Here is a 26,086-nt window from a genome sequence, read left to right on the forward strand (position 1 = left end):
GATCTCGATTTAGATTCTTCAGTCGCTTGCGCTCCTTCAGAATGACGAATTTTATTAAATGAAAACATTTAAGTTAATTCGATCCCCGGCACAAAGCGCCGCTTATAACATGGCGCTTGATGAAAAAATATTTGAGCATTATTTAGAGGATGGTGTTGGAGTGTTTAGAGTGTATCGTTGGCAGATGCCGTCTTTTACGTATGGTTTTTCCCAAAACCCTCAAAATGAAATCAATTTAGCCCGATGTGCCTCTGATGGAGTGCAAATTGCTAAAAGAATGACTGGAGGAGGAATTCTTTTTCATGATGATGAAATGACTTATAGTTTTGTCTGTAGTAAGGAGGATGTAGGAGAGCCTGACCGTGTATTTGTTTCTTACCGCGGTATTTGTAAATTTCTCATCCGGTTTTATGAATCGCTTAAGCTTCTCCCTAGCTTTGCCCTTGAGTCAGAAGGTTTTAAAGATAAATGTGCCGCACATGAGCTTTGCAGCGCCTCGCATGAAAAATATGATATTGTTATTGGCGCAAAAAAAATCGGCGGGAATGCTCAGAAAAGAAAAAGGCAAGTTATTTTTCAGCATGGTTCAATTCCTTTAAGTGTCAATTGGGATTTTGTGCGTAAGTATCTTAATTCTTTGCCTAATGATATCTCTGGACATGTAACAACACTTAGTGAGCAGCTAAAGGTAATTCCGGGAAGAGACATCCTTGAGCAAAAACTAATAGATACATTTGCTTACACATTTAACATAAATTTTTTGAATTACAGTCATTGCGAGCCCGCCATTGATTTGGTGGCGGGCGAAGCAATCTAAAGTTATGGCCGTAAAGTATGGCTATATTTATATTTTAACTAATAGCACAGATATAGTTATTTATACTGGCGTTACGAGTAATTTACAGAAACGCGTATATGAACATAAGAAAAATTTAGTTAAAGGGTTTACTAGTAAATATAGCGTACATAAGCTTGTTTATTATGAAGTATTTGATAGTATGGAAGATGCTATAATTAGAGAAAAACAAATTAAGGGTGGTTCTCGAAAGAAGAAGGTTGATTTGATAAAAAATTTTAATCCGGAGTTTAAAGATTTGTATGGTGAATTATGAGATTGCGCAGCCTGTTGCGAGCCCGTTTTTGAGATTGCTTCGTCGTCCCGCTTTTGGCGGGACTCCTCGCAATGACGGGCGAAGCAATCGGTTCGTCCCCTCGCAATGACTGGTTTATGAGGCCTGCTTGGTTAAATAAAAAAATCAGCCTTCAAAATTGCTCCGTAATGAAGAGGGCTCTGCGTGATTTGCGGGTAGAGACGGTTTGTGAGCAGGCAATGTGCCCGAATATGGGGGAGTGTTTTGCGCGTAATGAAGCGACATTTTTGATTCTGGGCCGCAGTTGCACGCGTATGTGCAGTTTTTGTAATATTAATAAATCTGCGCCAATTGCGCCTGATTTAGATGAACCCAACCGCGTTGCGCAGGCAGTTAGAGAACTTGGTTTAAAACATGTTGTGATTACTAGTGTTACTCGGGATGATCTTGTTGATGGAGGCGCAGGTATTTTTGCTCAGACTGTTTTGTGTGTTAAGCAGAAGTCACCAAATGTGCTTATTGAAATTCTGATTCCTGATTTTAAGCTTTCTTTAGATGCTTTAGGGGTCGTTGTAGAATCCGGGCCGCATATTATTGCGCATAATATTGAAACAGTACCGTCACTTTATCGATTGGTGCGCCAGGGTGCAAATTATGCGCGATCGTTTAGCCTGCTGCGCACGCTTAAGAAAATATCTCCAACACTTAAGACTAAATCCGGCCTGATGCTGGGTTTAGGAGAAAAAGAAGAAGAGGTTATTTTGGTTATGGAGCATTTGCGTTCGGTTGATTGCGATTTTTTAAGTATTGGCCAGTATTTGGCGCCGAGTAAACAGCATTATCCGGTTAAGGAATATGTCAGGCCGGCGCAGTTTGATTACTACAAAGAAAAAGGTAATGAGCTTGGATTTTTACATATTGAAAGCGCCCCATATGTGCGTAGTTCATATATGGCAGCCCGATATTTATCTTAGAAAATAATGATAAATAAGCTATAAGTTGTAAGCTATAAGTTTTAAGCTTAAAACTTATAGCTTACAACTTTGTTAGTATTTCGAGTTAATATAGGGGGGATTAATTATGTCTAAAGTTACAATGAATGTTAAATTATTAGAGATGAGCCAGAATGCGATATCGCTTATCTATGTTGCCTGCCGGCAGTGTTATTCCGATAAATTCGCAGGTGAAGTTTTTTCTGATACGGAGGCGGACACTAAAAAGCAAGAGGAGTTTGTAAAAAAGATTGTGGCTTCGGGACACCTTAGCCCGCTTGAGCATGTTAAGTTTACATTTGCTATTGAGGGAGTATCTCGGGCACTTACACATCAATTGGTGCGGCATCGCCTGGCTTCATATAGCCAGCAGAGCCAGCGTTATGTTAAAGAAAAAGATTTTGATTACATTGTTCCGCCTGCTATTGAAAGAAATCTTGAGGCAAAAAATGAGTTTGATAAACTGATGGTTACGATTCAGCAAAGCTATACTAAATTACTCTTATTTTTAGGCAAAGACAATGTTAGCGGGGAGGCAGCAAACCAGGATGCGCGTTTTGCGCTTCCGCAGGCAGCCGAAACCAAAATTGTTGTGACCATGAATTGCCGTGAGTTATTACATTTTTTTGAGCATCGTTGTTGCTCTCGAGCGCAATGGGAGATACGTAGGTTAGCAAATAAAATGCTGGATATCTGCCGTAAGGAATTGCTAGCGGTTTTTTCGGTTGCCGGGGCCAAATGTGAAGCGCTAGAGTATTGCCCGGAAGGTGAAAAATTTTGCTGCGGAAAATATCCTGTAAAGGTTTAGGTAGTTAATGTTAAGAACCTCTTTTCGTCATCCTAAGGAGCGAAGCGACGAAGGATCTCAAGAGATTCTTCGTCAGCCGCCTATGGCGGCTTCCTCAGAATGACGATAGATGGTAAAAAATGAAGAACAATAACTTTATTCAACATTCTATCATCGAAGCCTTGGCATTCTTAAAAGAGCTGATTTTTGCTGAAGAGCTTGCTATGCGAGGAGGATTTTTGCAGTCGCTGGATCCAAGGTTTAAGGCGGTTACTTTTTTACTAATTATTATCCAATTACTGTTTACTCGTAATATTTTTATTTTGTTCTTTTTTTATGCGCTGTGCCTGCTACTCGTATTAATCTCTAAGATAAATTTAGGATTTTTCTTAAAAAGAACATGGATCTTTATTCCGTTGTTTTCATTATTTATTGCAATTCCTGCCTTTTTTATTAATTTCTCTGCGGCTTTGATTTTCGTTACGCGTGTGCTTATTTGTGTGTCTTATGCTGTGCTTTTAAGTATCACTACGAAGCATTTTGAATTATTAAAAGTTTTGCGTATTTTTAAAATCCCGCAGATTTTTGTGATGATTTTAGGGATGTGTTATCGATATATATATCTGTTTGTCGAAATAATTGAGCACACATATTTGGCGGTTAGAAGCCGAGTGGGTAAGGTTGTAAATTATAAATTTGGCCAGAATATTGTTGCCTGGAATGTGGTGTCTCTTTGGAACCGCTCAGTTAAACTTAATGAGGAAGTGTATGGGGCGATGCTTTCCCGGGGGTTTCGGGGAGAGGCAGTAGCCTGGAATGATTTCAAGATTAAGGGAAGGGATTGGTTGTGGTTAGTTACGGTACTAATAATCATTATAGTTGCTGCAAGGCAATGGTAGTGTGTCATTGCGAGGAGCCGTAGGCGGCGAAGCAATCTTTTAGATTGCTTCGCCCTTTGGGCTCGCAATGACACGGATTTTAGGGTGTTATTATGAATAATGTAATTTTTGAATTAAACGATGTTCATTTTTCTTACTTGGGCCAGTTTCCTGCTTTATGTGGTGTTGACATTGGAATTAATCAAGGCCAAAAGATAACTATAATCGGAGCAAACGGCTCAGGTAAGTCCACTTTTTTACAGATACTTGACGGGCTTATATTTGCTGGCAAGGGAAGGGTGGTTTTCTGTGGGGAAGAATTAAACGAAGAAATTTTTAATGATGATAAATTTTCGTTTAATTTCAGGCGAAGGGTAGGTTTTATTTTTCAGAATCCTGACGCACAGTTATTTTGTCCGACAGTAAAAGAGGATATAGTTTTTGGTCCGCTGCAGCTGGGTTTTCCAAAGGACCAAATTCAGCAACGTTTAGATAAACTTATCGATATTTTAGGGATTCAGGAATTATTAAATCGTTTGCCGCATCAATTAAGTATTGGAGAGAAGCGTAAAGTAGCTATTGCTTCTGTTTTGATAATTGAGCCGGAAATTATTATTTTAGATGAGCCGACTGCCGGCCTTGACCCGTTAACCTCCCGGCATATCATTGATTTGCTGATTGATGAGAATTCTAATGGTAAGACAATTATCACCTCGACCCATGATTTACATATTGTGGAAGAAATATCCGATATAGTTTATGTTTTTGATAGCCAAAAGAAAATTGCCGCTTTTGGGCATCCTGATGTGATTCTTCAGGATAACGCTTTGCTTCAGGCAAATAACTTAGTGCATATTCATAGCCACAGGCATAAGGATAAAATACATATTCATCCTCATTTACACCTGGAGCATCACGGAGAGGATCATTAGATTTATGGTAAAAGAGAAGGTTTTTTCTGTAGAGTTAAAAGGTAATCAAAAGTTTACGCGGCTTTTTGGCGATTCTTCTAAACCTAAAGGATTACGAAGTGGGTTTGTTACCTTGAAACCCAAAGAATCTGTAGGGTTACATAATACCGGATCAAGCGAAGAGGTTATTTTTATAATTACCGGAACAGCCGTAATTTATTACGGAACAAGGAAGAGAATTAGTGTAAAGAAAAATTCGTTTATTTATATCCCGCCTAAAACACCGCATAATATTAGTAATTCAGGTAGTAAATGTTTAAAGTACGTATATATTGCTGCTAGAGCTTGAAAAGTGGCAAAAGGGGGCGTTCCCTAGGAGGGGAAACCCTCCCTTTTTACTTTTCCAATAAATACTTGCAATATATATCTATTAAGGTAAAATAATTTAGTTAATCTTGTTAAATGTTAGTTTTCCTATTAAGATGAAGAAAGAAGCTAGCTTTATTATTGGAATATTCCTGGTTTTGGTGGTTAGCGGCTGCGTTCAACAACCGAAAAAGCTAACAAAGGTTAATATTGCCTTCCAGTCTTGGGTAGGCTATGGCCCATTTTATCTGGGGCAGGAAAAAGGATTCTTTAAGGATGAAGGAATAGATTTAATCTTTGTGGATGAACAGTCGGATGGTGGCCGTAGGGATGCCTTTAAAGCCGGCATGCTTGATTGCGAGGCTGGGACAATTGATTTGTTGGTTTCTAAAAAATCCCAAGATACGCCAATCGTAGCGGTTCTGGAAATTGACCGTTCTTTTGGCGGCGATGCCGTAGTAGTAAATAAGGAGATTAAAAACCTGGAAGATCTAATTGGGAAAAAGATAGTTTTTTCTCGAGATAATGTCGGAGAGGCATTCATCGCGTATCTTTTTTATAAAAACGGATTATCTCTTAAGGATATTACCATTGTTTCCTGTAGCCCCGAGGATGTAGCCTCCTCTTTTTTAAACGAAGATGCGGTTGCGGTAGTTACTTGGGAGCCATGGGTTTCTAAAGCCTTGAGCAAGCCGGGTGCTTATATTTTGATTTCTAGCAAAGAAGCCCCGGGTATAATTATAGATACTCTTAATGTCAGGGAACAGTTAGTGAAAAATAATCCTGAACTGGTTAAGGCTTTGATGCGGGCGTGGTTTAGGTCTGTAGGCTATTACAAAAAACATCCTGAGGAAGCAAATCGAATTATCGCCAAGTATTTTAATATTAGTCCTGAAGCCTACAGTAGAAGCGTTAATAGTTTGAGATGGACTGAATATAAAGAACAGATTAATTTTGGAAAATCCGGGAAATGGCAGGAGGCATTTGATATAATTACCAAGATCAAATTTGAGAACGGCAGGATTACTAAAAAGCCAGAAGCAAATAGTTCCATAAACACTATGTTAATTCAACAAATCTATGAAAATAGCCAATAAAATATCCCTCCTTTTTTTAATTCCTACAATTGCCTTTACCTTTATTACTTCGTTAGCCATTTATTTAATTGCCAAAAGTAACCTTCAGAGCGCGATTTACTCGCAGTTGGGGATAACCGCGGAGGAAAACGTCCGGCATATCGAAACATATTTGGAGTTAATAAAAATTTCGATAGCGCAGTTTTCAAAAAGTGTAGTTTTAGAGAATTTTCTGATAACGCTAAAAGATGCGCCTGAAGGCGATAAAGAAGCATTTGGTATAGCGATGAAACGGTTAAGGCGGACCAAAGAGGTTAATCCGGAAGTATATGAATTTTTACTTTTAGACTCAACCGGACGCATAGTTGCATCTTCTAATGAACATAATATCGGGATAGATAAATCAGCAGATATTATGTTTACCGCTGGGCAAAAAGGTCTTTTTATTAAAGACGCCTATTATTCTGAAGAGTTAAAAGAGCGTTTAATTACTACCTCAGCGCCAATATCGGATAGCCAAACGGGAAAATTACTTGGGGTATTAGCTGCTCGCGTGAAATTATCAGGGCTGGATAAAATAGCCTTAGATACAGGTAATCTGAGTAGAACTGAGGAGGTCTATATTGTAAATAAATATGGTTATATGGTTACGCCATCTTTATTTTTAAAGGATACTTTCTTAAAACAAAAAGTTGATGTTGTGGATGTCAAGAATCTTCTGCTCCGTCAAGGGCAAAATACTGCTAGCCTTAACAGGGCAAATGTGGTTCTTTTTTCAAGCTACCTCGGCGTAAAAGTCCTAGGTACATATAGGTATATCCCTGAAATGCAGTGGTATGTCTTTGCGGAAATAGACGAAAAAGAGGCATTTGCGCCCTTAGTGAAATTGCGTATTCTTTTCTTGCTTATATTGTTTATTGTGCCGTTTTCTGCCTACTTATTAGAAATGTACCTTGCCAAACTCGTTACGGAACCGATCCATAAGCTGCATAAAGGAACGGAGATAATCGGAAGGGGCAACCTAGATTATAAAGTAGGTACAGATGTGGATGATGAGATTGGCCAGCTTTCCCGGGCATTTGATACGATGACGGTTAGGTTAAAAACCTCTACAACCTCTCTTAAAAATCTTAATCTAGAAATTATTGAACGTAAGAGAGCGCAGGAAGGGCTAAGGCAAGCTGCCGTAGAATGGCAGAGAACATTTGATTCTATGGAGGATATGATTTTCATTCAGGATAGAGATTATAATATTATTAAGGCTAATAAGAGTTTTTTAGATTTTTTTAAGCTTAAACCCGAAGATGTGGTGGGAGTAAAGTGTTTTGAATTGGTCCATCATTTAGGCCACCCTTGGCCAAATTGTCCTTTTGCAGAAACTCGCTGCGACCTAAAAGCCCACACAGAGGAGGTGGATGATCCTGGCTTAGGCGGCGTTATGCTATTGATAACTACTTCTCCGATCTTTGAAGAAAATGGCGAATTTTTTGGGTGTGTCCATATTGCTAGAAATATTACTCGATTAAAAAAATACCAACAAGAATTGGAGGTCAAAAATAAAGAGCTGGAAAAACTCGATAAGCTCAAATCGGAGTTTGTTTCTATCGTTTCCCATGAATTACGCACTCCCCTTTCGATAACCAAAGAAGGGATCAGTTTGATTTTAGATGGGGTAGTCGGCGATATTAATCCTAAGCAGAACAAGATTTTGATTACCTCTAAGAATAATATTGACCGTTTGGCTAGGATTATTAATAGCCTGTTGGATATCTCTAGGATTGAATCAGGCAAGATGGAACTAAAAAATAAGAATGTTGATCTTAAGAACTTGATTGCTAATGTTGTTGCTTTATTTGCATTGAAGGTGAAGGAGAAAGGATTGGAGCTAAGAGTTAATTTGCCACAAAATAAGGAATTGAGCTTTTATATTGATGAAGATAAACTTATTCAGGTTTTTACTAACCTAATTGATAATTCTTTTAAGTTTACCGAGAAAGGCTATATTTGTATTTCGTTGATTGAGAAAGAGGATGAGTTGGAATTTGCAGTTACTGATACTGGTATTGGTATTGCTCCGGAAAATCTTCCTAAAGTATTCAACAAATTTATGCAGTTTGGGCGCACTGCCGGAGCAGGGGAAAAGGGTACGGGCTTAGGACTTTCTATTGCTAAGGGTTTGGTTGAGTTGTACGGTGGTAGGATTTGGGTAGAAAGTGAAGTAGGCCGTGGCTCAAAATTTATTTTTACACTGCCTAAACATTTCACAGATAAAATATCGGAGGGGCTATGAACAAGATAAAGGTATTAGTTGTCGACGATGAAGTTGATTATTTGGCCTTAATACAGGAGCATATTGAGTCTTGGGGGTATGATGTACTTTTGGCAGAAAGCGGTAAGGAGGCTTTAGCCATAATTAAAGAAAAGAAGCCTGATATTGTGGTTTTGGATTATCTTATGCCGAATATGGACGGTACGTCAGTTTTAAAGGAAATAAGAAAATCTGATAAAGATTTATTTGTAATTATGCTTACTGCTTATGCGGATATTAACAACATAAAAGCCGCGCAGGAGTTAGGGGTAAGCGCTTTTATCCCTAAGCTGAACATTTATTCTCCGGATATACAGGCAACCTTGATGTCGGTATTGGATTTACTGCGTAATAAAATTAACGAGGGCAAGGTTTAAGGTTATGGATAAGAAAAAGATACTTGTTGTTGATGATGAGCCGGAACTGGTAGAGATGCTTACCATAAGGCTAGAGGCAAACGATTATCAAGTGATTAAATCTTTTGACGGACAGGATGCCCTGGATAAGGCGCGCAAAGAAAAACCGGATTTAATTATTCTTGATCTTATGCTTCCTAAGCTTGATGGGTATAGTGTCTGCCGTCAGTTAAAATTTGATGAAAAATATAAACAGATTCCGATTATGCTTTTTACCGCCCGCACCCAGGAAACCGATATGGAATTAGGTAAAGAAGTGGGGGCGGATGCCTATATTGTTAAACCATTTGAGGCAAGTATTTTTTTAGCCAAGGTAGCTGAGCTTTTGAATAAATAGTTTTAATTTGTACGTCATTCTGAGCCCGCCATCAATTTAGTGGCGGGCGAAGAATCTAAAAACAAGATCCTTCCCTTTCGCTCCGCTCAAGGTCAGGATGACTAAGAATAGTATTTTATAATGGTTTCATAGGGAGGTGACCAGATGCAGAAAAAAATTCTGATTGTTGATGATGAACATAGCTTAGTGGATTTTGTACGACTGAGACTTGAAGCAAATAATTATCAGGTGGTTTCTGCTGCTGATGGAGAGGAGGCGCTTAGGGTTTTTGCTAAAGAAAAACCGGATTTGGTGTTGTTGGATATTCTAATGCCAAAGATAGATGGTTTTAAAGTGTGCCAAGTACTCAAAAAAGATCCATCTAGCTCTAGTATCCCCATAATTATGCTTACCGCTAAAGACCGCACGGATGACATAAAAAAAGCTCATGAATCAGGGGCGGATGCTTATATTATTAAGCCTTTTGATGCCTCCACTCTACTTCTTGATATTAAAGATCAGTTGACTAAGGTAAAGAAAGGTTAGTTATTAACAATGTATAATAAATTTCTACTCATAGGTTCTGGGCCTTCGATCTACGAAATCAAAGAGGTATTATCCAACCTTGCTTTGGAGGTGGAGATAGCCAACGTTTATAATGAAATAACTCCAAGGTTAAGAAAGGCACAGATAGTTATTTTTGATAAAGATTCCTACCTATCGAATCCCCGCTTGCTAAAGAATATTCTTAATACCCTTGTCCGATCCAAAAAAGATTTTGTGGTATTGTCGAGTGAAAAATCAATTTCAGCTGTCCTTGCGGCTAAAGCAGCGGGCGCCTCAGATTATATCCTTAAGCCTTATAATGTGCGTGAAGTAAATCTCAGGCTAAGCGCGATCTTGAACAATAAAAAAATAATTTCTTGTGTCGGCGGCGGGACAGGGTTATTTAACCTTCTTTTGGGTATTAAGAGTTTGCCGGCTATTCTGCCTATTTCTATTGTTAGTACAACTGATGATGGAGGCTCATCCGGTAGATTGCGGGATTCTTTTGGAATCTTGCCTCCTGGAGATATACGCCGGAGCTTAGTTGCCCTTTCCAACGCGCCCGAGATAATGAATAAAATTATCCAGTATAGGTTTAGCAAGGGGGAGGGTTTTAGGGGGCATAGTTTTGGCAACCTTCTCTTAACTGTGCTCAGTGACATTGAAGGCTCGATGTCCAATGCGACAAGAGGCGTAGGAGATATACTCAACATTAACGGCATAGTCTATCCTATTGCTTCTACAGAATCTATTTTGTATGCTAAGTTTGAAGATGGGAGTATGGTTAAGGGCGAGAATAATATTGATCTGTGTAAAGGCCGCTCGCCTGAATTACGTATAAAGAAATGCTGGCATAAACCGCTTCCAAAATGCGACATCAATGCCTATTCCGCTATTATTAATTCCGATATTGTTACTATAGGCCCTGGCGATCTTTATACCAGCGTTATAACTAACCTTTTAATCAAAGATATTCGCCAGGCAATAGTTAAGAGCCGGGCGAAAAAGATTTATATTTGTAATTTAATGACTAAACCGGGAGAGACCTTTGGTTATGATGCTTTTGACCATATTAGCCAAATCCTGCGCTATTTAGAGAAAGATTGCCTTGATTATATTATTCTTGCTGACAATAGTAAACTACACACAGAGGCACTTCTTAAGTACGCCAAGAAGGGGCAGTTTCCGGTTCAGATAGGAAATTTGGCTAAGATCAGAAAGCTTACCAGGGCTAGTATTATAATTACCGATTTATCTGATGAGCAGGAGTTGATTCGCCATGATGCCCAGAAGATAAGAAACCAAATTGCCAAGATTATTAACGGGAGAGCTTAATTATGAATGATTCGCATATTTTGGTTATTGATGACGATAAAGAAGCAACAGCTTTGATTTCCGTAAGACTAAAACGCCATGGTTTCCAAGTATCTGTCGTCAATATTCCGGAGGAGGCGATTGAATTCCTAAAGAAAGATGTGCCTGATCTTGTAATTCTTGATTTAGTAATGCCAGGGATAGACGGTTATGAAATTTTACGTAAAATCCGGCTTGATGAAACTACTAAAGCAGTTCCTGTTATAGTGCTTACCGCAAAATCGGACCAATCGGACAGGGTGAATGCGTTTAATATGGGCGCGCAGGATTATATTACCAAGCCTTACGAGCCAGAGGAGTTTTTGGCAAGGATTAAAGCCGCGCTAAGAAGGGTAAATCATGAGGTGGTTACGAAGAAAATTAAGAATGTATTGATTACCGGAGGCGCAGGATTTATTGGCTCGGCTTTGGCAAGGCGGCTTCTGGCCGAAGAATATAAAATAACCGTTATCGATGATTTTTCTACCGGAAGCAGAGAAAATATTCAGGATATGCTTAATAATAAGAATTTTAATCTGATAGTCGGCTCAATAACCGACGAGACGATATTGAGCAAGGCGATAGAAGAGAGTGATTTAATTTATCATTTGGCCGCCACTGTTGGGGTTAAAAATGTGATTGAGAAGCCGCTGGATACCGTTATCTATGATACTATCGGTACCAGTATTATCTTAAAATATGCTTCATCAAAAGGCGTAAAGGTGGTTTTAACATCGACTTCAGAAGTATATGGCAAATCTAATAAGTATCCTTTTAAAGAAGATGATGATGTTGTGATTGGGCCTCCTGACGTGAACAGATGGAGTTATGCCTGTTCGAAATTACTGGATGAATTTTTTGCTATTGGATATTATCGTGAAAGAGGGCTGCCGGTTGTAATTGTCAGGTTTTTTAATATAGTCGGCCCCAGGCAGGTGGGCCGTTACGGGATGGTTATCCCGAGGTTTTTTAAGAGCGCCTTACAAAATCAGCCTATCTATGTATATGGAAATGGGAAACAGTCTCGGTGTTTTACTTATATTGATGACGCTATAAATATAATACTGAAACTTGCACAGAATCAACAGGCTGTTGGCCAGGTTATTAATCTTGGCTCCAATAACCTGATTTCAATTAAGGATCTGGCTTGTGAAATAAAGCGCATTACTAAAAGTTCTTCTAAAATAGTCTTTGAGCCGTATCAGAAATATTACGGCAACAGGTTTGAGGATATAAAAAAGAGGATTCCGGACTTAACTAAATTAAAGAAGATTTCCGGAGTTACCCCTGAGACTACGATACCGCAGATACTTAAGAAGATGAAAGATTATTTTGAAGAGAACCCGAAAGAGCTGGATAGAATATAGAACGAAAGGAGCACAATGGAAAAGAAAAAAATATTGCTGGTGGATGATGAGGTAGATTTTTTGCAGTTATTAAAACTTAGATTAGAGGCCAATGACTATAACGTTATTACTGCGATGAATGGTAAGGAGGCTTTGGAAAAATTTAAACGGGAAAAGCCGGACATGCTTATTCTTGACGTAATGATGCCGGAAATAAATGGCCTTGAAGTTTTAAGGGAAATAAGAAAAGATGACCAGAAAATACCTATATTTATAATTACGGCATTCAGTAATGAAGAAAGATTTAAAGAAGCTAATCAATTTAATGCCTCTGGGTTCATTATGAAGACCAGCGATCTACAAACTGAGATAGATAAGATAAGCAATACTTTGGGGATAGCGCCAAAGCATAAAAAATGAGAAAATGTATCATTTTTATTTTTACGCTGATATTTATCGCGCCTTTGATTGTTTACGCATCCGGCGAATCTCCGACTGAACAAATGTTAAGGACAGTTTTACCTGCGCCAAGCATTGTAAAAGAGCAAGTAGAGGCCAAGGGAGAGATTCTAGTTGATTCTTATTATGAACCTAGCAAGGTAGTGCAGGGGTCCCGTCCCGGAAGGTGGAGGGAGATTACTAACCGGATAGGCTACAGATACAAGAATGTTCAGGGATATCTTACTATGTCGCAATGGAATCGGTTTAGCGTGAATAACTATACGGCGTATTTGGGCACTTATCTTAGTTTTCCGAATTCCTACGCGCATGTCGAAGCAGGCTGGGGCTGGGATGTTACCTATATGTATAAATTTCAATCTATCATTGAATACGGCCATCGGATTAAAAACGGCCTCTATTGGCAGGCGGGATATAATTTCCGCAATTACGCTATTAATGATACTCATATGGTTTATCCGGGGTTGATATATTATTTTGGGGATAATTATGTCAGCGTAGATTATGGCATGACTCTTACTGAGAGCCGAGGTGTAGCGCATTTTGGTACAGTAAAAGGAAATTTTGCGTTGGGTAAACGTTTTTCTCTGTTGTTAGGAGCGGCTGCAGGCAGGCGGCTTTATGACATTTTTGAGCTGCCGGCATATGATCAGTTTGGTTATATAGTTTTTACCGGGCTCAACTTCAATATTTGCTCTTGGGCTACCGCTAGGATTGGCTATTCTTACGGGACAGAGAAACCCGATTTTATTAAGCGCAGCATCAATACTTCTATATCACTTAAATTTTAAATGTATAATTATCATGCGGATTTAATTTGGGTTATTGATAGAATACTATTTTTTCTAGTAATCCTATTAGGGTTATTTACTATTTTTTATTCGCTAGCCCAAGAATACTACTGGAAAAAACGCGCCCGCACCCTATTAAATATTAAGAGGAATATTTATGAGTTAGTTTCTTCCGGCAAGCGTTCGGATAATAAGGTATGCCTGCCGATAGTCTCTGAAATTACTCAACAACAGTTTCTTGATGTAGCTACTAACAGAAACAGGGAAGTAGTTTTTTTCAACGAGGCCGAACAAAATATCCTAAAAGAGTGTTTTGTTTCAGTTGAGAAATTGGCCGCGATAGAAAAAACAGCGGTCTCTTCCTGGAGTAAATGGCGCCGCGTTGAGGCTATTTTAACTTTAGGGTATGCCCAAATTGATTCGTCCGTAAACACCCTTAAGAAAACAATTAATGATTTAGATACTGATATTTCGTATTTTTCAATTATTGCGCTTGGCCAGATTAAAAATATTCCATCCGCTAGAATTCTTTTGGATTTTATTAGAAAACGCCTTTTTTACCGCTACAGGATACTTTCGCTCTTAGAGTCATTTCCTTCTGAAATAGCCACTGAGGTTATTGGGCTGGTTAACAATATGAATCATGAAATTAGGAGTTGGTCGGTTAAACTTATTTGTAAACTTAAGGCCTCGCAGTATTCTGACAAAATAGAGGAGCTTACAAGGGATAAATCTGCACAAGTGCGCGCTTGTGCAACTGATTGCCTAGGTGAATTTGGCAGTAAAGATTCGGCAGGGGCGATCGTAAAATGTCTTGCTGATGATTCCTGGATGGTCAGGGTTTCTTCGGTAAAGGCGCTTTTTAAGGTTTTGGGTAAAAACGGCCTTCCTGAAATTATGAGTAGGATTAACGACGGGTCTCTTTCGGTGATAGAGAGCGTAAAGGCTCTGATGACCGAGAATATAGATTTATGCCTTTCTTATGTGGAAAAGTTCCTGTATGGTAATGATGAAATAGCCAGAAGGGTCTGCGTAGAATCACTGGAAGCATCAGGTTACATTATTAAGTTGTTTAGGAATATATTAACGGCCGAGCATGAAAAAGATAAAGATGTGGCTACTGGCTTGCTAAAAGGCTTAATAATTTCTCGCGCTTATGCCGGGCTCCAAGGGTCATTATTAATTCTTTCAGCAGATGAACGCAGCAGGCTCTTGGATATTATAAGGTATCTAGATAAGGCGGCTGCGAATATTTTAGAAAAAGATATTGCAGGAGACAAAGGTTGATGGTTATGAATATACCGATCATAAAGATTACTTATTTTATTTTTATTTTTTTCTTCGGTTACTTTCTACTTCTTCTGGTTTTTTACTTGTTCCTGGCGTTTCTTAGTTTTATTGAAGGAAAAAAAAGGTCGTGGGAGAGTCAGACAGAAGATTATCCTTTGGTTTACCTAGCTAGTAACGCCATATCTGTAAGTATTATTATGCCGGCCAGGAATGAAGAAGGGTGGATAGCCGATGCTTTATTGTCTGTTCTCAACCTTAACTATCCTAAATTTGAAGTCATTATCGTTGATGACGGCTCTAAGGATAAAACCTTAGAGACAGTGGATAAGATTTTGAAATTAGAGCTTCTGGATATACCGTATATAAAACATTATAAAGATGGTGTTGTGCTAAAGGTATTTAAGAGCTTAAAATATCCTTTTGTTACAGTGATAAGCAAGGATGCGGGCATGAAGAAAGCCGGGGCGGTTAATGCCGGGCTCAATTTCGCCAGGAATGAATATGTGTGTTTTGTTGACGCTGATACTGTGCTTGAGCAGGATGCGTTACTGAAAGTAATGGCCTACGTTGACCGGGATCCGGATAAGATTATAGGGATTGGCAGTTACTTTGGGCTTTCTAATGACCTTAAAATAAAAGAGGGGAGAATTTTAGATAGGCATTTTTCCTTTAACCCGTTAATAGCTTATCAGAACCTGGAATATATCCGTTCTTTTATAGGTAATCGTATCGGCTGGAGTAAGTATAATGCCATGCCGGTTGTGGCAGGGGGATTTAGCATGTGGCGCAGGGACATTTTGTATGAATTAGGCGGTTTCTCGGCGGATTTTACCTGTGAAGATATCGAGTTTACTTTTCGCGCCCATGATTATTTAGTGAAGAACAAGGATAAGGATTATAGGATAGTTATGTTGCCGTATTCGGTTGGATGGACCGAAGGGCCAGCCAACATAACTTCTATTATCTCGCAGCGTAGCCGTTGGCAGAGGGTTACGGATGAAACTGTGGCACGCTATAAATATATGATCCTTAATCCGCGTTTTGGCGCCTTCGCATTTATTACTCTTCCCTATTTTCTACTTTATGAAGTTTTCGGAGTTTTTTTTGAGGTTGCAAGTATTTTTTTTGTTGGTTTAGGGTGGGCGCTGGGTGCGTTGGATTTAAGGGTTTTTATTTTATTTACTTTGTTTATGTCTTTGACTCAGGCATTCATCTCTATCTTTTCCATATTTTCGTCCATACGTATTCAAAGGCTGTTCCCATTGCGTTATATAATGTATCTCATATTCCTTAGCCTTACTGAGTTTTTGTGGTATAGGTGGATAATTTCCGCTGCAAGGTTATTAGGGACCTATACTTTTTTAAGAGGGGTAAAAGAGTTTGATCAATATAAGAGGGTTAGGAGGGCGTAGTAATAATATAGAAAAGATATTTTCTTGCTTGACAAAATATTCCTATCATGTTACATTTTATAGTGATACAAAAGGTGCACTTTAGTGTGAGCTTGAAGATTAATATCTTATGAATCTAGTCTTAATTATTGGATACAACGATAAGAATTAGTTTTTAAGTTAACGCGAAAAGTCAATTTAACCTTAGGAAGGAGGAGAGCTTTTCAATGAATAGAAAAGGTTTTACACTCGTCGAAATTATGATCGTAGTTGCGATTATTGCATTATTAGCTGCGATTGCAGTACCTAATTTGCTTACTGCAAGAAGGACAGCTAATGAGGCAGCAGCAAAAGCTACAGTACGTAGTTTATCTACTGCGGCAGAAACCTTCTCAACCAGTCACAGTGGTGCCTATCCTACAGCTGTAGGTGCAGGTGGTTTGCAAGATTTTATAGCCTCTGCAGGCAACTATTGCGCTGACGCAGGTGGTGGAACTACTGCTGTTCAGGGTTATAACTATGCTTGTACTTTAACTGCAGGCGGTTATACCTTTGTAGCTAGTCCTGTTACTCAAGGAACAACCGGAAGCGTAACTTATACAGCTTCTACAGGTGGAGTGCTTACACCATTATAAAAATTGTTTTTTGTGAAAAAGGGGTCGGATCTATTAGATCTGGCCCCTTTTTATTTATTAGAGCGAAAGTCATCCTGAGGGCCGCAGGCCCGAAGGATCTAGATTCTTCGTCCGTCACTGAAGTGATTGCGGACTCAGAATGACGGGAAAATAATGAAAATTAAATTTTTTGTTTTTATTCTAATTGCTACTGTATGTTTTCTTGCTTATTTTACTAGCCTGGGAAATCCTTTTATTTGGGATGATGAGGCCTTGGTGGTTCAAAATACACTTATCCGCAGTGTGCAGAATTTACCTTTAAGTTTTACCAACGATCTTTACTTTGGAGTAAATAGTGGCTCTAACTTTTATCGTCCGCTTCAAACTATCTCCTATATATTTGATTATCATTTCTGGCAGTTAGAACCTTCGGGCTTTCATTTAACCAATATTATTTTGCAAATTGGTGTTTCTTTTTTGGTTTTTCTTCTCATATTTAATCTGATTGAAAATTTGCCTGTGGCAATAGCCAGCGCTGTTTTTTTTGCTGCCAGCCCTATTCATACTGAGGCTGTTACTTATATTTCGGGCAGGGCAGAGATGCTTATGGGACTTTTTGTGATTCTTAGCCTTTTGTTTTTTATCAGAAGCCAAAATAATATTAAAAGGCCACTTTTTCTCTATATTTTATCCATATTTAGTTTTGTATTGGCCATATTATCTAAAGAGGTTGCCATCGTTTTTCCTTTTATAATTTGCGGTTATATTTTTTTCTTCCTGAAGGAAAAATTAAAAAAAAAGCATTATTTTGTCAAAACCATTTTTCCATATTTTGTTATAAGTATAATTTATCTTCTCTTAAGGTTAACCCTATTTAATTTTTTAACCTTACGTCCTCCTGCCTTGGCCAATGTTTCCTGGTTTATCCGCTTGAGTGTTTTTCCTAAAGTTATCCTTACTTATTTTAAGCTACTTTTTTTTCCGGTTGGCCTGCATATGAATAGGGAGTTGCTTAGGCCTACAAGCCCTGTTGGCATCTTAGTGGCTGTATTTTTTATTGGGTTAATTATTTTTACCTGTTGGCGTTATCTTATCTATCGAGAGAAAAACAAAGTTGTTTCATTTATGCTTCTTTGGTCGTTGGTTTTTTTTATTCCCCAATCCGGAATTTTTCCTATCAATGCTTTTGTTGCCGAACATTTTATTTATCTTCCATCGATAAGTTTCTTTATGCTGGTTGCCTATATTTTTCATAGGGCCTTAAGAAAAGGATTATTTATTCTAGTGGTAGGGTTATTTACTGTATTTTATATTATTCTTTCTGCCGGCAGAAATTTTGAGTGGAGGAACCCGTTAGTTTTTTATAAAAATATTATCAAGTATTCTCCAAACAGCTTTCAGGCACATAATAATTTGGGCCTGCAATATGAATATCTTGGGCGCCTTAAAGAAGCAGAAAATGAGTATAAGAGAGCCATAGAGATTAAATCGGATTTAATTGAGGCCCATTCAAATTTAGCTAATCTTTATTTTAAACTAAAACTTTATAATCAGGCAAAAGCCGAATACATTTTATTGGAAAAAAGCCAGCTTGGCGCAAAAGCTGCAGAGGTGTATAATAATTTGGGGAATATTTATGAAGTTACGAGGTTTCTGGATGATGCAATTGTAAAATACAATCAGGCGCTTAAACTTGATCCGAGCCTTAAATTTACGCATTTTAACCTGGCACGCATTTATTTGGTCAGAGGTAATTTTGATTTGGCGGTATCTCATATTTTAGGGTCTTTGGGTGAATCTGGGCTTGGCACTGATACGCTAAAACGTAAAATTATTGCTGATTTCCTTAAAAATACAACTTTTATTAATAATGCCGCTATGTTTTATAATAATTTAGGAATCAATTTTGCCCAAAATAATCTTTGGAACCAGGCAGTTAGCGCTTTTATTTGCGCCTTGGATCTGGATCCAAAATCCTGCGATTACTATTATAATTTGGGTTTAGCTTATTTGAATAAAGGGGAGGATGCTAAGGCAAAATTTGCTTTAAATAAGGCTTTAAAAATTAATCCTAATCATATCAGGGCCAAGAGGTTAATAGCTGATAAAAAGTAATTGCTAAATACTGTCTTTATGTTATTATAAAAATAATGTTTAAGCCAAAAACTGGGTTTACACTTATTGAGATAATGATGGTTATGGCCATTGTTTCTCTTCTTGTCTCTGTGGCTATTGTTGAGGGTGTACAATTTAGAAAACAGGCTAACGAATCTAATTGTATGGCTAATCTTAAGGCTATTGCCAGCGGTTTTGAAGTATATTCAGCACGCCATGCTGGAGTATACGCTCCTGCGGAGGAAACAAATTTACAATTTCTTATCGACGATAATTGTCTTTTCCAGGATTTAATCAGCATAGGCCAAATCGGTAATTTCCGTTATATCATTAATTCGGTAAATCCTGCAGGTTATGATATCAAAGCTTTGAGTGTAAATCCGGCACTAGCTGACCATAATTATCAGATTTCTACCGGAGGCATCCTCAAGCGTTCCGATACTTCCGTATCCAATGACATGGATTTTAAGGATTTCTAACTATGTTTAATCGACAGGCCAGAAGCTTTGTTACCATTATGATTCTTGTAGCTTTGTTCGCATTATTATTGCGCATGGCGATACATAAGGTAATCATTTATAATATCCAGCAGAATCAGCTCTTGGCTCAGGTTAACCTCAAGCTACTTTCTACTGCCCTGGAGAATTATGCTAAGGATAATAAAAATCAGTATCCTGAAAATATCGAGGCTTTTACTAAGAATAAACCTGCTTATTTAGAAAGGAATTATCTGGCTGTTTCTTCGGTACGTGGTTATCAGTATGATTGCCAGCGCCTTGATCCGGGAGGATATAACTGTTCGGCAACCCCGTTGGATTGTAAATTTACTGGAAAAATGGTTTACAGTATTTCTACCGGAGGCCTGATCATTGCAGAGAGCTGCGATAAGAAATAAAAAAGGTTTTACCTTAGTTGAATTAATGGTGGCCGTAGCAATTACTCTTTTAGTAATTGTAGGGTCGATTTTGAGTTTTGTGCAACTTATATTTTTAGCTGATTCTAGCGTTAATTTAACCACTGCCGTCAATGATGCGCAATATGTCCTTGAACAGCTAAAAGGTGTTAGTTATGGGGCGATATCAGGCTATACAGCGCCAGTTTTTCATAATTTACCAGGGGAAACCGTAGCCCTTATTCGCAGCGTAGGGGTAAATTTAGCTAATTTAACCGTAAATGTCAGTTGGCAGGAAAAAAATCAGACAAAGAGCTTTTCTTTGTCCACTTGTATTGCTAAATAATAAACGCGCCTTTACTATTATCGAGATACTTATTTGCGCGATAATCGGTGCTTTTATAGTAACGGCTCTGTTTTATATTTTAAACACTGGACAAAATATAAATGATTTAAGTTCGGCTAAGGTTCAGGCTCAGTCACAAGCGCGCAGGGTGAGTGATTGGATTGGGCAAGATTTGCGCCAGGCAGTGGTGTGGGATTTAGCTAATAATAACCCTAGCGCAACACATATAAAATTCAGGCCGGTATTAGGCTGGGATATTGCGGGCAATACTTACCAGCTGGATGCTAACTATATAGAATATAATTATAATGCTGCTGCTAAGATTCTTACTCGAAACCTGGTTAATGGTGCAGGCGCAGTTTTAAACTCATGGGTATTTAATGGGATAGTGGCACAACCATTTTTTACGCGCGATGGTTTGGGAAACTTAATTAATTTAGATAATAGCGTAGGAACAAGCAAAAAAATAATTACCTTAATTTCAGTAAGTAAGGTTTCCGAAAAGGGAGTAAATTTTACAGTTTCTTTAACTGCAGAGACAAAAATACGCAATGAATAATCGCCAAGGGTTTGTGCTTATTTTTTCATTGTTAGTTACTTTAATACTTTCGTTACTTCTTACTGCATTTTATTTACAGAATATTAACGAGAGTAATCTTGCGAAAAGATCTGCTGATTCCACGCGTGCTTTTTGGTTGGCCGAAGCAGGGGTGGCGAATGCTTATGTTAATTTTCCCGCAGGTGCCAGCGGTGCTTTGGGGGGAGTAAATTATACTTATAATGCAGTAGTTACGCCCATAAGCGGCAATTACTATACCATTACTTCCACCGGAGGAGTTAATCGTGCCGATGGGGCTGTGATTACGCGTGTAATCACCGCTTCTGTTAAGATTGGCAATACGAATCCTGCAAAGTTTAAATATGGGATTGAAACTACTACGGAATTAGAGATAAAAGGGAGTGTGGATATTAACCCCAACGATAGCTCCAAGGAATATTCTACTTTGGATTTTTCCGACCTTTTTGGGGTGACTAAGGCTCAGATGCAGGCCGGGGCTACCCATTATTATACCCCAAGTAATTTTGGCGCTCCGGTTAATGGCATTACATGGATTGAAGTTCCTTCGGGCCAAACTTTAAGTGTAGCTGGAAATCTTACCGGCAGCGGAGTGCTCGTGATTAATGGCAATGTGAGGTTTTCCGGTACGGTTGTTTTCGACGGGATCATCTATGTAATTGGCACTCTTACTATGGCTGGAAATGTTACTACCAGCGGTAGTGTTTTAGCAGAAAGTAGCACAACAGTAGACACAACTATTACCGGTAATGTTACTATTAATTATGATATCGATAAAATAACTACTGCCTTAGGAGCAGTTGCTTCATTAAATAAACAGGTAGTTTCCTGGAAATCTAATTAAAGATGAATATTTTTTCTAAAATAAAGTTACCCAGAACAAAGGATAAGTTTAGTATTGGGCTGGATATTGGTACGCAGTCGATTAAATGCGTAAGATTAAAAATTAATAATATTATCGAGCTTGTTAATTTTGATTTAGAGGAAGGCCAGCTTGATCCGACGGATGTGCTCAAGAAAATTAGGCATGTTCAGGATGCCGACCTGGTAAATTTATCTTTTTGCGGTACATCTACGGTTATTCGTTACGTAAATTTTATGCGGATGAGTAAAACCGAACTTAGGCAGGCACTTAAATTTGAAGCCCAAAAATATATTCCTTTTTCACTTAATGAGGTTTATCTTGATGCTGAGATTTTGAAGAATGACTTGCCCGAAAATAAGATGTTGGTATTGATTGCTGCTATAAAAAAAGAATTGATGCAGCAAAGGTTCCGGATCCTGGAGAATGCGGGATTAAGGCCCAATATTATTGATATAGATTCGCTTGCCCTGGTTAATTCTTTTAATTTTAATTATCCTAGGGTAGATGTTCCGGAAGATAAGTCTATTTGCCTTTTAAATATCGGCGCATCAGTCAGTAATGTTAATATCCTTGATAATGGAATCCCGCGTTTGAGCCGCGATATACATTGTGGGGGTGCAAATTTTACCAAGAAACTTATGGATATCTTTGAGATTGATTTTAAGCAGGCAGAGGAGCAAAAGATCAATCCTGCCGAGGATAAGGCTGATAAAGTAAAGGCTGGGATTGAGAGTGTGCTCACAAGCCTGGCCACCGAGATACGTACCTCATTCGATTATTATGAAAGTCAAAATACCTCCAGTGTAGTTAAAATATTCTTAAGCGGCGGGGGTAGTAAAATTAACGGCTTAATCCAGATGCTATCTGCTTGTTTAGGTATTCCGGTAGAGCCTTGGGATCCGTTTAAACAGATAAAGATCTCCGACAAAATAGATATGCAAAAATTAAACGATTTTTCCGCTCAGTTTAATATTGCCGTTGGTTTGGCGTTGCGTTAAAAATGATAGAGATAAATTTATTACCTGAAGAGTTAAGAGTTAAAACTAGAGAGAAGGTTTCTGAACAGGTTACCGTAGAGACCAGATCGTTTTTGAATCAGGACCAATTATTTGTTTTTGCTATTCCCGTTTTGCTTAGCTTGTTGGTTTTAGTGCATTTATATTTTGGAGTCGTTAGTATATCCCAGAATGGGAAACTGGCGTCTTTGAACCGAAAATGGATAGAACTTGGCCCACAGAAAAAAGTGTTGGATGAATTTAATCAGAGATATTCGACAGCTTCTCAAGATGCGGGCCTTATGCAGCTTTTGATCAGGCAAAGGGTTCTTTGGGCGCAGAAATTAAATGATTTAAGTTTAAATTTACCCGTTGGGGTTTGGTTTAATGATATATCGTTTGTTAAGCAGAATATAACTATTCAGGGTTCGGTGGTTTCATTGAAAATGGAGGAGCTTAACTTGATTAATAGGCTCCTGAATAGTTTGAAAACGGATAATGGATTTTCAAAAGATTTCACCAATCTTGAATTGAGTAATGTGCAGAAACGGGCTGTTGGCAGTTATGATGTTGCAGATTTTGTTTTACAAGGGGCTTTGAAGTTAAAATGAGCTTAGCTAATATACAATTGGATAAGCAGAAAAAGGTATTAATTGTGATATTCTGTATTCTTATTGTTTATGTGGATATAACTTATATCTTGAAAACTCAAGTTGCTGATTTAAATAAACTAAACCCTAAGATTATCAGGCTGGAAAATGACCTTAAGAATTTAAACCGCGATCTTAAAAAGATGCGTGATTCTGAGGGTAAGCAGAGTTTACCAGTAGAGAAGCCTATCCTAAAATCTTCTAAGATTCTTTTTGAGGGACAGATACCTGGACTCCTGCAGGATATTTCAAATGAGGCCAATAAATTAGGCATAAAGATTAAAAAGATACGGCCAAGCCATGAAGTCCAAACTGAAAAACCAATTATGCCTATGGGCAAGCTTGTGCCTATTCTGATTAACTTAGATTTGATTTGCGACTACCATAATTTAGGCAAGTTCATCAATAAGTTAGAGAGTTCCGATGTTTTTATGGGGATACAAGAGCTTAAAATTTCAACGGAGTTGCCGGATTATTTAAAACAGAAAGTTACCTTGGTTATAAAAACATATGTTATTAAATAAGAAATTTTTAATTTCTTTATTTTTTCTTTTGGTAAATTTATCTTTGGTTTTTGGGCAAAATGAATTTATTTACGATGCCAAAGGTAAGCGTAATCCTTTCATTCCTTTGGTAACTCCTGAAGGCAGGCTGCTTAAGCTCGATAAGCAGGAGGTTGCCTCTTCGGGTGGCCTGATGATAGAAGGAATTATTTATGATAAACTTGGCCGTTCACTTGCCATAGTTAATGGTGAAGTTGTTGGGATTGGAGATCCCGTAGGAGATTATCAGGTTTTAAAAATTTATGAAAATAAGGTAGTTTTCGTAAAGAATGGCGAACCTTTCGAAGTGGAGTTAAATAAGGAGGAGACAAAGTGAGAAAGTTATTATTAATATTTATCTTTACTTTTTATGCCTTAGCATTTGCTGCTCAAGGTACTCAAAGCATGCAAGAGGATCATCTATCCAAAAAACAGCTGGCGTTGCCTTCGGTTACTACTCCTCCTCAGGCTACAGGGGTAGCTGTGCCGGATCCTGTTTCTTCTGTACCTGGAAACGTCTCTCTTGATTTTAAAGAGGCCGATATTAGTAATGTTCTTAAAATTATTTCTTATAAATCCGGAGTAAATATTGTAACTACTCCGGATGTTATCGGTAATGTTTCGGTGCGCCTAACTGATGTGCCTTGGGATATGGCGCTGGATGTAATCTTGAAAACTTATGGTTTCGGATATCAGCGGCAAGGCAATGTTATTTTAGTTACTAAGATGGAAAATGTGGCCAAGATTGCCGCGGATGAGCCTCTGCAGACAGAGATTATCACGCTTAAATTTTTAGACGCCCAGGATGCGCAAAAGATCATTATACCTTTACTTTCTCCGCGTGGAAGAGTGTCGGTTTTATATACACGCGGCCAGAAAGGGTGGCAGTTCGGGACATTTCAGATTGGTAAGGGGACTACTGGCTCCAGTTCGGCTTTGACAAAAGAATCAGCCGGGCAGACTAAAGCCGAAACGATTTCTTATGAGAAGAGCGCTACCGGAGAAACAGTGATGAAAAAAGCAGAGTTTGATCCTTCCGTAAAATCTAAAATTCTGATAATTACCGATACTGCCAGTACGCTTGATAGAATACGTAATATTATTTTACCTAAGATCGATATTAAGCCCAAACAGGTGCTTATTGAAACTAGGATTATCGAAGTTAGCCGGGATAAGCTAAGAGACCTTGGCCTTGATTGGGGTTTAGGTGGAAGTAATACCGCTAGGACAAATACGATTACGATGCAGGAAGTTGCCAAAGGTAAAGATATAGGAGGCCACGGAGGTACTCTTACGACAACTACTAGCCCTCTGACGCCTTCTTTGTTTGATCCGGCGACAAGTACGATTTTAGGGCATGAGCCTTATAATGCAGGGGCTGAATTTGTATTCCAGAAATTAACCGGCACAAGATTCGAGGCAGTTGTGCATGCTTTGGAGGATGACGCCAATACCAATACTTTATCCGCGCCAAGTATTCTTACTATTGATAACCAAGAAGCTTCTATCTTAGTGGGTCTGCATACGCCGATTCTAAGCTCAAGCGTTACTGCCGGCTCAACTAATTCCGGCCCTACGCAAACACAAACCCTGGATTATTATCAGGAGATTGGTATTCGGCTCAATGTTGTCCCTCAAATAAGTGAGGAAGGCTATATCAATATGATAATCCATCCTAGTGTAACTTCGTCTTCGGCAAATGTTACCGCGACCAATGTAGCAGGGGATCCGGTTACAGGCGCAATATCAACAACAGTTTCTTATCCGATCATTGATGTGCGCGAAGCGCAGACACAAGTTTTACTTAGAAATGGAGAAACCGTTGTGATTGGCGGTTTACTTAAGGATGTTAAAGGAAAAGAGCTTATCGGAATACCTTTCTTAAAAGACCTCCCCTGGGGGCTGGGTAAGCTTTTTGGCCGGGAGACAACACATGTAACTAAGATTGATCTTTTGATCTTTATCAAGGCAAAGATAGTTAATGAGGGCGATCTTACCCCAGAAGAATTGGCTAAGCTTGAGAAAAGGCTTGGCCAGCCACAGGTTGTTGAAATCAAAAAAGAACCTTTAGATCGTAAGAAAAAGAAATAGAAAATTAGGGACCGTTTCTATTTTTTAATAAAGTCACATTTTTTAAAAAAATAGTAAAAAATAGAAACGGTCCCAGTTTTCA

Annotated in this window: 30 protein-coding genes; all 30 read left to right on the forward strand. The window is 38.5% G+C overall.

Features of this window, described 5'->3' with window-relative positions; genetic code table 11:
- The first annotated feature begins 58 nt into the window (after positions 1-58).
- The 30 genes from PHC29_01855 to PHC29_02000 all read left to right on the forward strand — a co-directional run bounded on the left by PHC29_01855 (position 59) and on the right by PHC29_02000 (position 26,004).
- Entirely contained in the window at positions 59-817 is a 759-nt protein-coding gene (locus tag PHC29_01855; protein MDD5108243.1) for a lipoate--protein ligase family protein, read from the forward strand.
- 4 nt (positions 818-821) lie between these two features.
- Positions 822-1,112 carry a GIY-YIG nuclease family protein gene (locus PHC29_01860; GenBank protein MDD5108244.1) on the forward strand — a complete coding sequence of 97 codons (291 nt, stop codon included), beginning with the start codon at positions 822-824 and terminating at the stop codon, positions 1,110-1,112.
- Between the two features lie 116 nt (positions 1,113-1,228).
- Complete coding sequence (gene lipA / locus PHC29_01865; protein ID MDD5108245.1) at positions 1,229-2,065, forward strand: lipoyl synthase; 837 nt, start codon at positions 1,229-1,231, stop codon at positions 2,063-2,065.
- A gap of 106 nt (positions 2,066-2,171) precedes the next feature.
- Positions 2,172-2,891: an FAD-dependent thymidylate synthase gene (gene thyX, locus PHC29_01870; protein ID MDD5108246.1), complete on the forward strand. Its 720-nt coding sequence runs from the start codon at positions 2,172-2,174 to the stop codon at positions 2,889-2,891.
- Between the two features lie 119 nt (positions 2,892-3,010).
- Positions 3,011-3,769, forward strand: coding sequence for an energy-coupling factor transporter transmembrane component T (locus PHC29_01875; protein ID MDD5108247.1), 759 nt, complete (start codon positions 3,011-3,013; stop codon positions 3,767-3,769).
- 92 nt (positions 3,770-3,861) lie between these two features.
- Complete coding sequence (locus tag PHC29_01880; protein MDD5108248.1) at positions 3,862-4,680, forward strand: ABC transporter ATP-binding protein; 819 nt, start codon at positions 3,862-3,864, stop codon at positions 4,678-4,680.
- A 4-nt stretch (positions 4,681-4,684) separates the two neighbouring features.
- On the forward strand, positions 4,685-5,008 hold the full coding sequence (locus PHC29_01885; protein MDD5108249.1) for a cupin domain-containing protein: 324 nt from the start codon (positions 4,685-4,687) through the stop codon (positions 5,006-5,008).
- Between the two features lie 133 nt (positions 5,009-5,141).
- Positions 5,142-6,122: an ABC transporter substrate-binding protein gene (locus PHC29_01890; GenBank protein MDD5108250.1), complete on the forward strand. Its 981-nt coding sequence runs from the start codon at positions 5,142-5,144 to the stop codon at positions 6,120-6,122.
- Complete coding sequence (locus PHC29_01895; protein MDD5108251.1) at positions 6,106-8,391, forward strand: ATP-binding protein; 2,286 nt, start codon at positions 6,106-6,108, stop codon at positions 8,389-8,391. The genes PHC29_01890 and PHC29_01895 overlap by 17 nt, the downstream gene beginning before the upstream one ends.
- A complete protein-coding gene (locus tag PHC29_01900) occupies positions 8,388-8,786 on the forward strand; it encodes a response regulator (GenBank protein ID MDD5108252.1) in 399 nt (132 codons plus the stop codon). Before PHC29_01895 ends, PHC29_01900 begins: the two co-directional genes overlap by 4 nt.
- A gap of 4 nt (positions 8,787-8,790) precedes the next feature.
- Complete coding sequence (locus PHC29_01905) at positions 8,791-9,162, forward strand: response regulator (GenBank protein MDD5108253.1); 372 nt, start codon at positions 8,791-8,793, stop codon at positions 9,160-9,162.
- 144 nt (positions 9,163-9,306) lie between these two features.
- The gene (locus PHC29_01910) at positions 9,307-9,687 is read left to right on the forward strand and encodes a response regulator (GenBank protein ID MDD5108254.1); all 381 of its coding nucleotides are present in this window, start codon (positions 9,307-9,309) and stop codon (positions 9,685-9,687) included.
- A 9-nt stretch (positions 9,688-9,696) separates the two neighbouring features.
- Entirely contained in the window at positions 9,697-11,022 is a 1,326-nt protein-coding gene (gene yvcK / locus PHC29_01915; GenBank protein ID MDD5108255.1) for a uridine diphosphate-N-acetylglucosamine-binding protein YvcK, read from the forward strand.
- Between the two features lie 2 nt (positions 11,023-11,024).
- Positions 11,025-12,407 (forward strand): GDP-mannose 4,6-dehydratase, encoded by a 1,383-nt coding sequence (locus PHC29_01920; GenBank protein ID MDD5108256.1) that lies wholly within the window; start codon positions 11,025-11,027, stop codon positions 12,405-12,407.
- A 15-nt stretch (positions 12,408-12,422) separates the two neighbouring features.
- Positions 12,423-12,806, forward strand: a complete 384-nt coding sequence (locus PHC29_01925; protein ID MDD5108257.1) for a response regulator — start codon at positions 12,423-12,425, stop codon at positions 12,804-12,806.
- Positions 12,803-13,636: a hypothetical protein gene (locus PHC29_01930; protein ID MDD5108258.1), complete on the forward strand. Its 834-nt coding sequence runs from the start codon at positions 12,803-12,805 to the stop codon at positions 13,634-13,636. The genes PHC29_01925 and PHC29_01930 overlap by 4 nt, the downstream gene beginning before the upstream one ends.
- Positions 13,637-14,923 carry a HEAT repeat domain-containing protein gene (locus tag PHC29_01935; GenBank protein MDD5108259.1) on the forward strand — a complete coding sequence of 429 codons (1,287 nt, stop codon included), beginning with the start codon at positions 13,637-13,639 and terminating at the stop codon, positions 14,921-14,923.
- 5 nt (positions 14,924-14,928) lie between these two features.
- Positions 14,929-16,338, forward strand: a complete 1,410-nt coding sequence (locus tag PHC29_01940) for a glycosyltransferase family 2 protein (protein MDD5108260.1) — start codon at positions 14,929-14,931, stop codon at positions 16,336-16,338.
- 206 nt (positions 16,339-16,544) lie between these two features.
- Positions 16,545-16,952 (forward strand): prepilin-type N-terminal cleavage/methylation domain-containing protein, encoded by a 408-nt coding sequence (locus tag PHC29_01945; protein ID MDD5108261.1) that lies wholly within the window; start codon positions 16,545-16,547, stop codon positions 16,950-16,952.
- Between the two features lie 153 nt (positions 16,953-17,105).
- Positions 17,106-19,046, forward strand: a complete 1,941-nt coding sequence (locus tag PHC29_01950) for a tetratricopeptide repeat protein (protein ID MDD5108262.1) — start codon at positions 17,106-17,108, stop codon at positions 19,044-19,046.
- Between the two features lie 35 nt (positions 19,047-19,081).
- Complete coding sequence (locus PHC29_01955; protein MDD5108263.1) at positions 19,082-19,525, forward strand: prepilin-type N-terminal cleavage/methylation domain-containing protein; 444 nt, start codon at positions 19,082-19,084, stop codon at positions 19,523-19,525.
- 2 nt (positions 19,526-19,527) lie between these two features.
- On the forward strand, positions 19,528-19,941 hold the full coding sequence (locus tag PHC29_01960; GenBank protein MDD5108264.1) for a hypothetical protein: 414 nt from the start codon (positions 19,528-19,530) through the stop codon (positions 19,939-19,941).
- A complete protein-coding gene (locus tag PHC29_01965) occupies positions 19,916-20,284 on the forward strand; it encodes a prepilin-type N-terminal cleavage/methylation domain-containing protein (protein ID MDD5108265.1) in 369 nt (122 codons plus the stop codon). The genes PHC29_01960 and PHC29_01965 overlap by 26 nt, the downstream gene beginning before the upstream one ends.
- Entirely contained in the window at positions 20,274-20,843 is a 570-nt protein-coding gene (locus PHC29_01970; GenBank protein MDD5108266.1) for a prepilin-type N-terminal cleavage/methylation domain-containing protein, read from the forward strand. The genes PHC29_01965 and PHC29_01970 overlap by 11 nt, the downstream gene beginning before the upstream one ends.
- Entirely contained in the window at positions 20,836-21,705 is an 870-nt protein-coding gene (locus PHC29_01975; GenBank protein MDD5108267.1) for a hypothetical protein, read from the forward strand. Before PHC29_01970 ends, PHC29_01975 begins: the two co-directional genes overlap by 8 nt.
- Before the next feature lie 2 nt (positions 21,706-21,707).
- Entirely contained in the window at positions 21,708-22,724 is a 1,017-nt protein-coding gene (gene pilM / locus PHC29_01980) for a type IV pilus assembly protein PilM (GenBank protein MDD5108268.1), read from the forward strand.
- Positions 22,725-22,726: 2 nt separating this feature from the next.
- A complete protein-coding gene (locus PHC29_01985; protein MDD5108269.1) occupies positions 22,727-23,332 on the forward strand; it encodes a PilN domain-containing protein in 606 nt (201 codons plus the stop codon).
- A complete protein-coding gene (gene pilO / locus PHC29_01990) occupies positions 23,329-23,895 on the forward strand; it encodes a type 4a pilus biogenesis protein PilO (protein ID MDD5108270.1) in 567 nt (188 codons plus the stop codon). The genes PHC29_01985 and pilO overlap by 4 nt, the downstream gene beginning before the upstream one ends.
- The gene (locus tag PHC29_01995) at positions 23,882-24,250 is read left to right on the forward strand and encodes a hypothetical protein (protein ID MDD5108271.1); all 369 of its coding nucleotides are present in this window, start codon (positions 23,882-23,884) and stop codon (positions 24,248-24,250) included. Before pilO ends, PHC29_01995 begins: the two co-directional genes overlap by 14 nt.
- Positions 24,247-26,004, forward strand: a complete 1,758-nt coding sequence (locus PHC29_02000) for a secretin and TonB N-terminal domain-containing protein (GenBank protein ID MDD5108272.1) — start codon at positions 24,247-24,249, stop codon at positions 26,002-26,004. The genes PHC29_01995 and PHC29_02000 overlap by 4 nt, the downstream gene beginning before the upstream one ends.
- Positions 26,005-26,086 lie beyond the last annotated feature (82 nt).

The sequence above is a fragment of the Candidatus Omnitrophota bacterium genome (assembly GCA_028712255.1).
Taxonomy (GTDB): domain Bacteria; phylum Omnitrophota; class Gorgyraeia; order Gygaellales; family Profunditerraquicolaceae; genus UBA6249.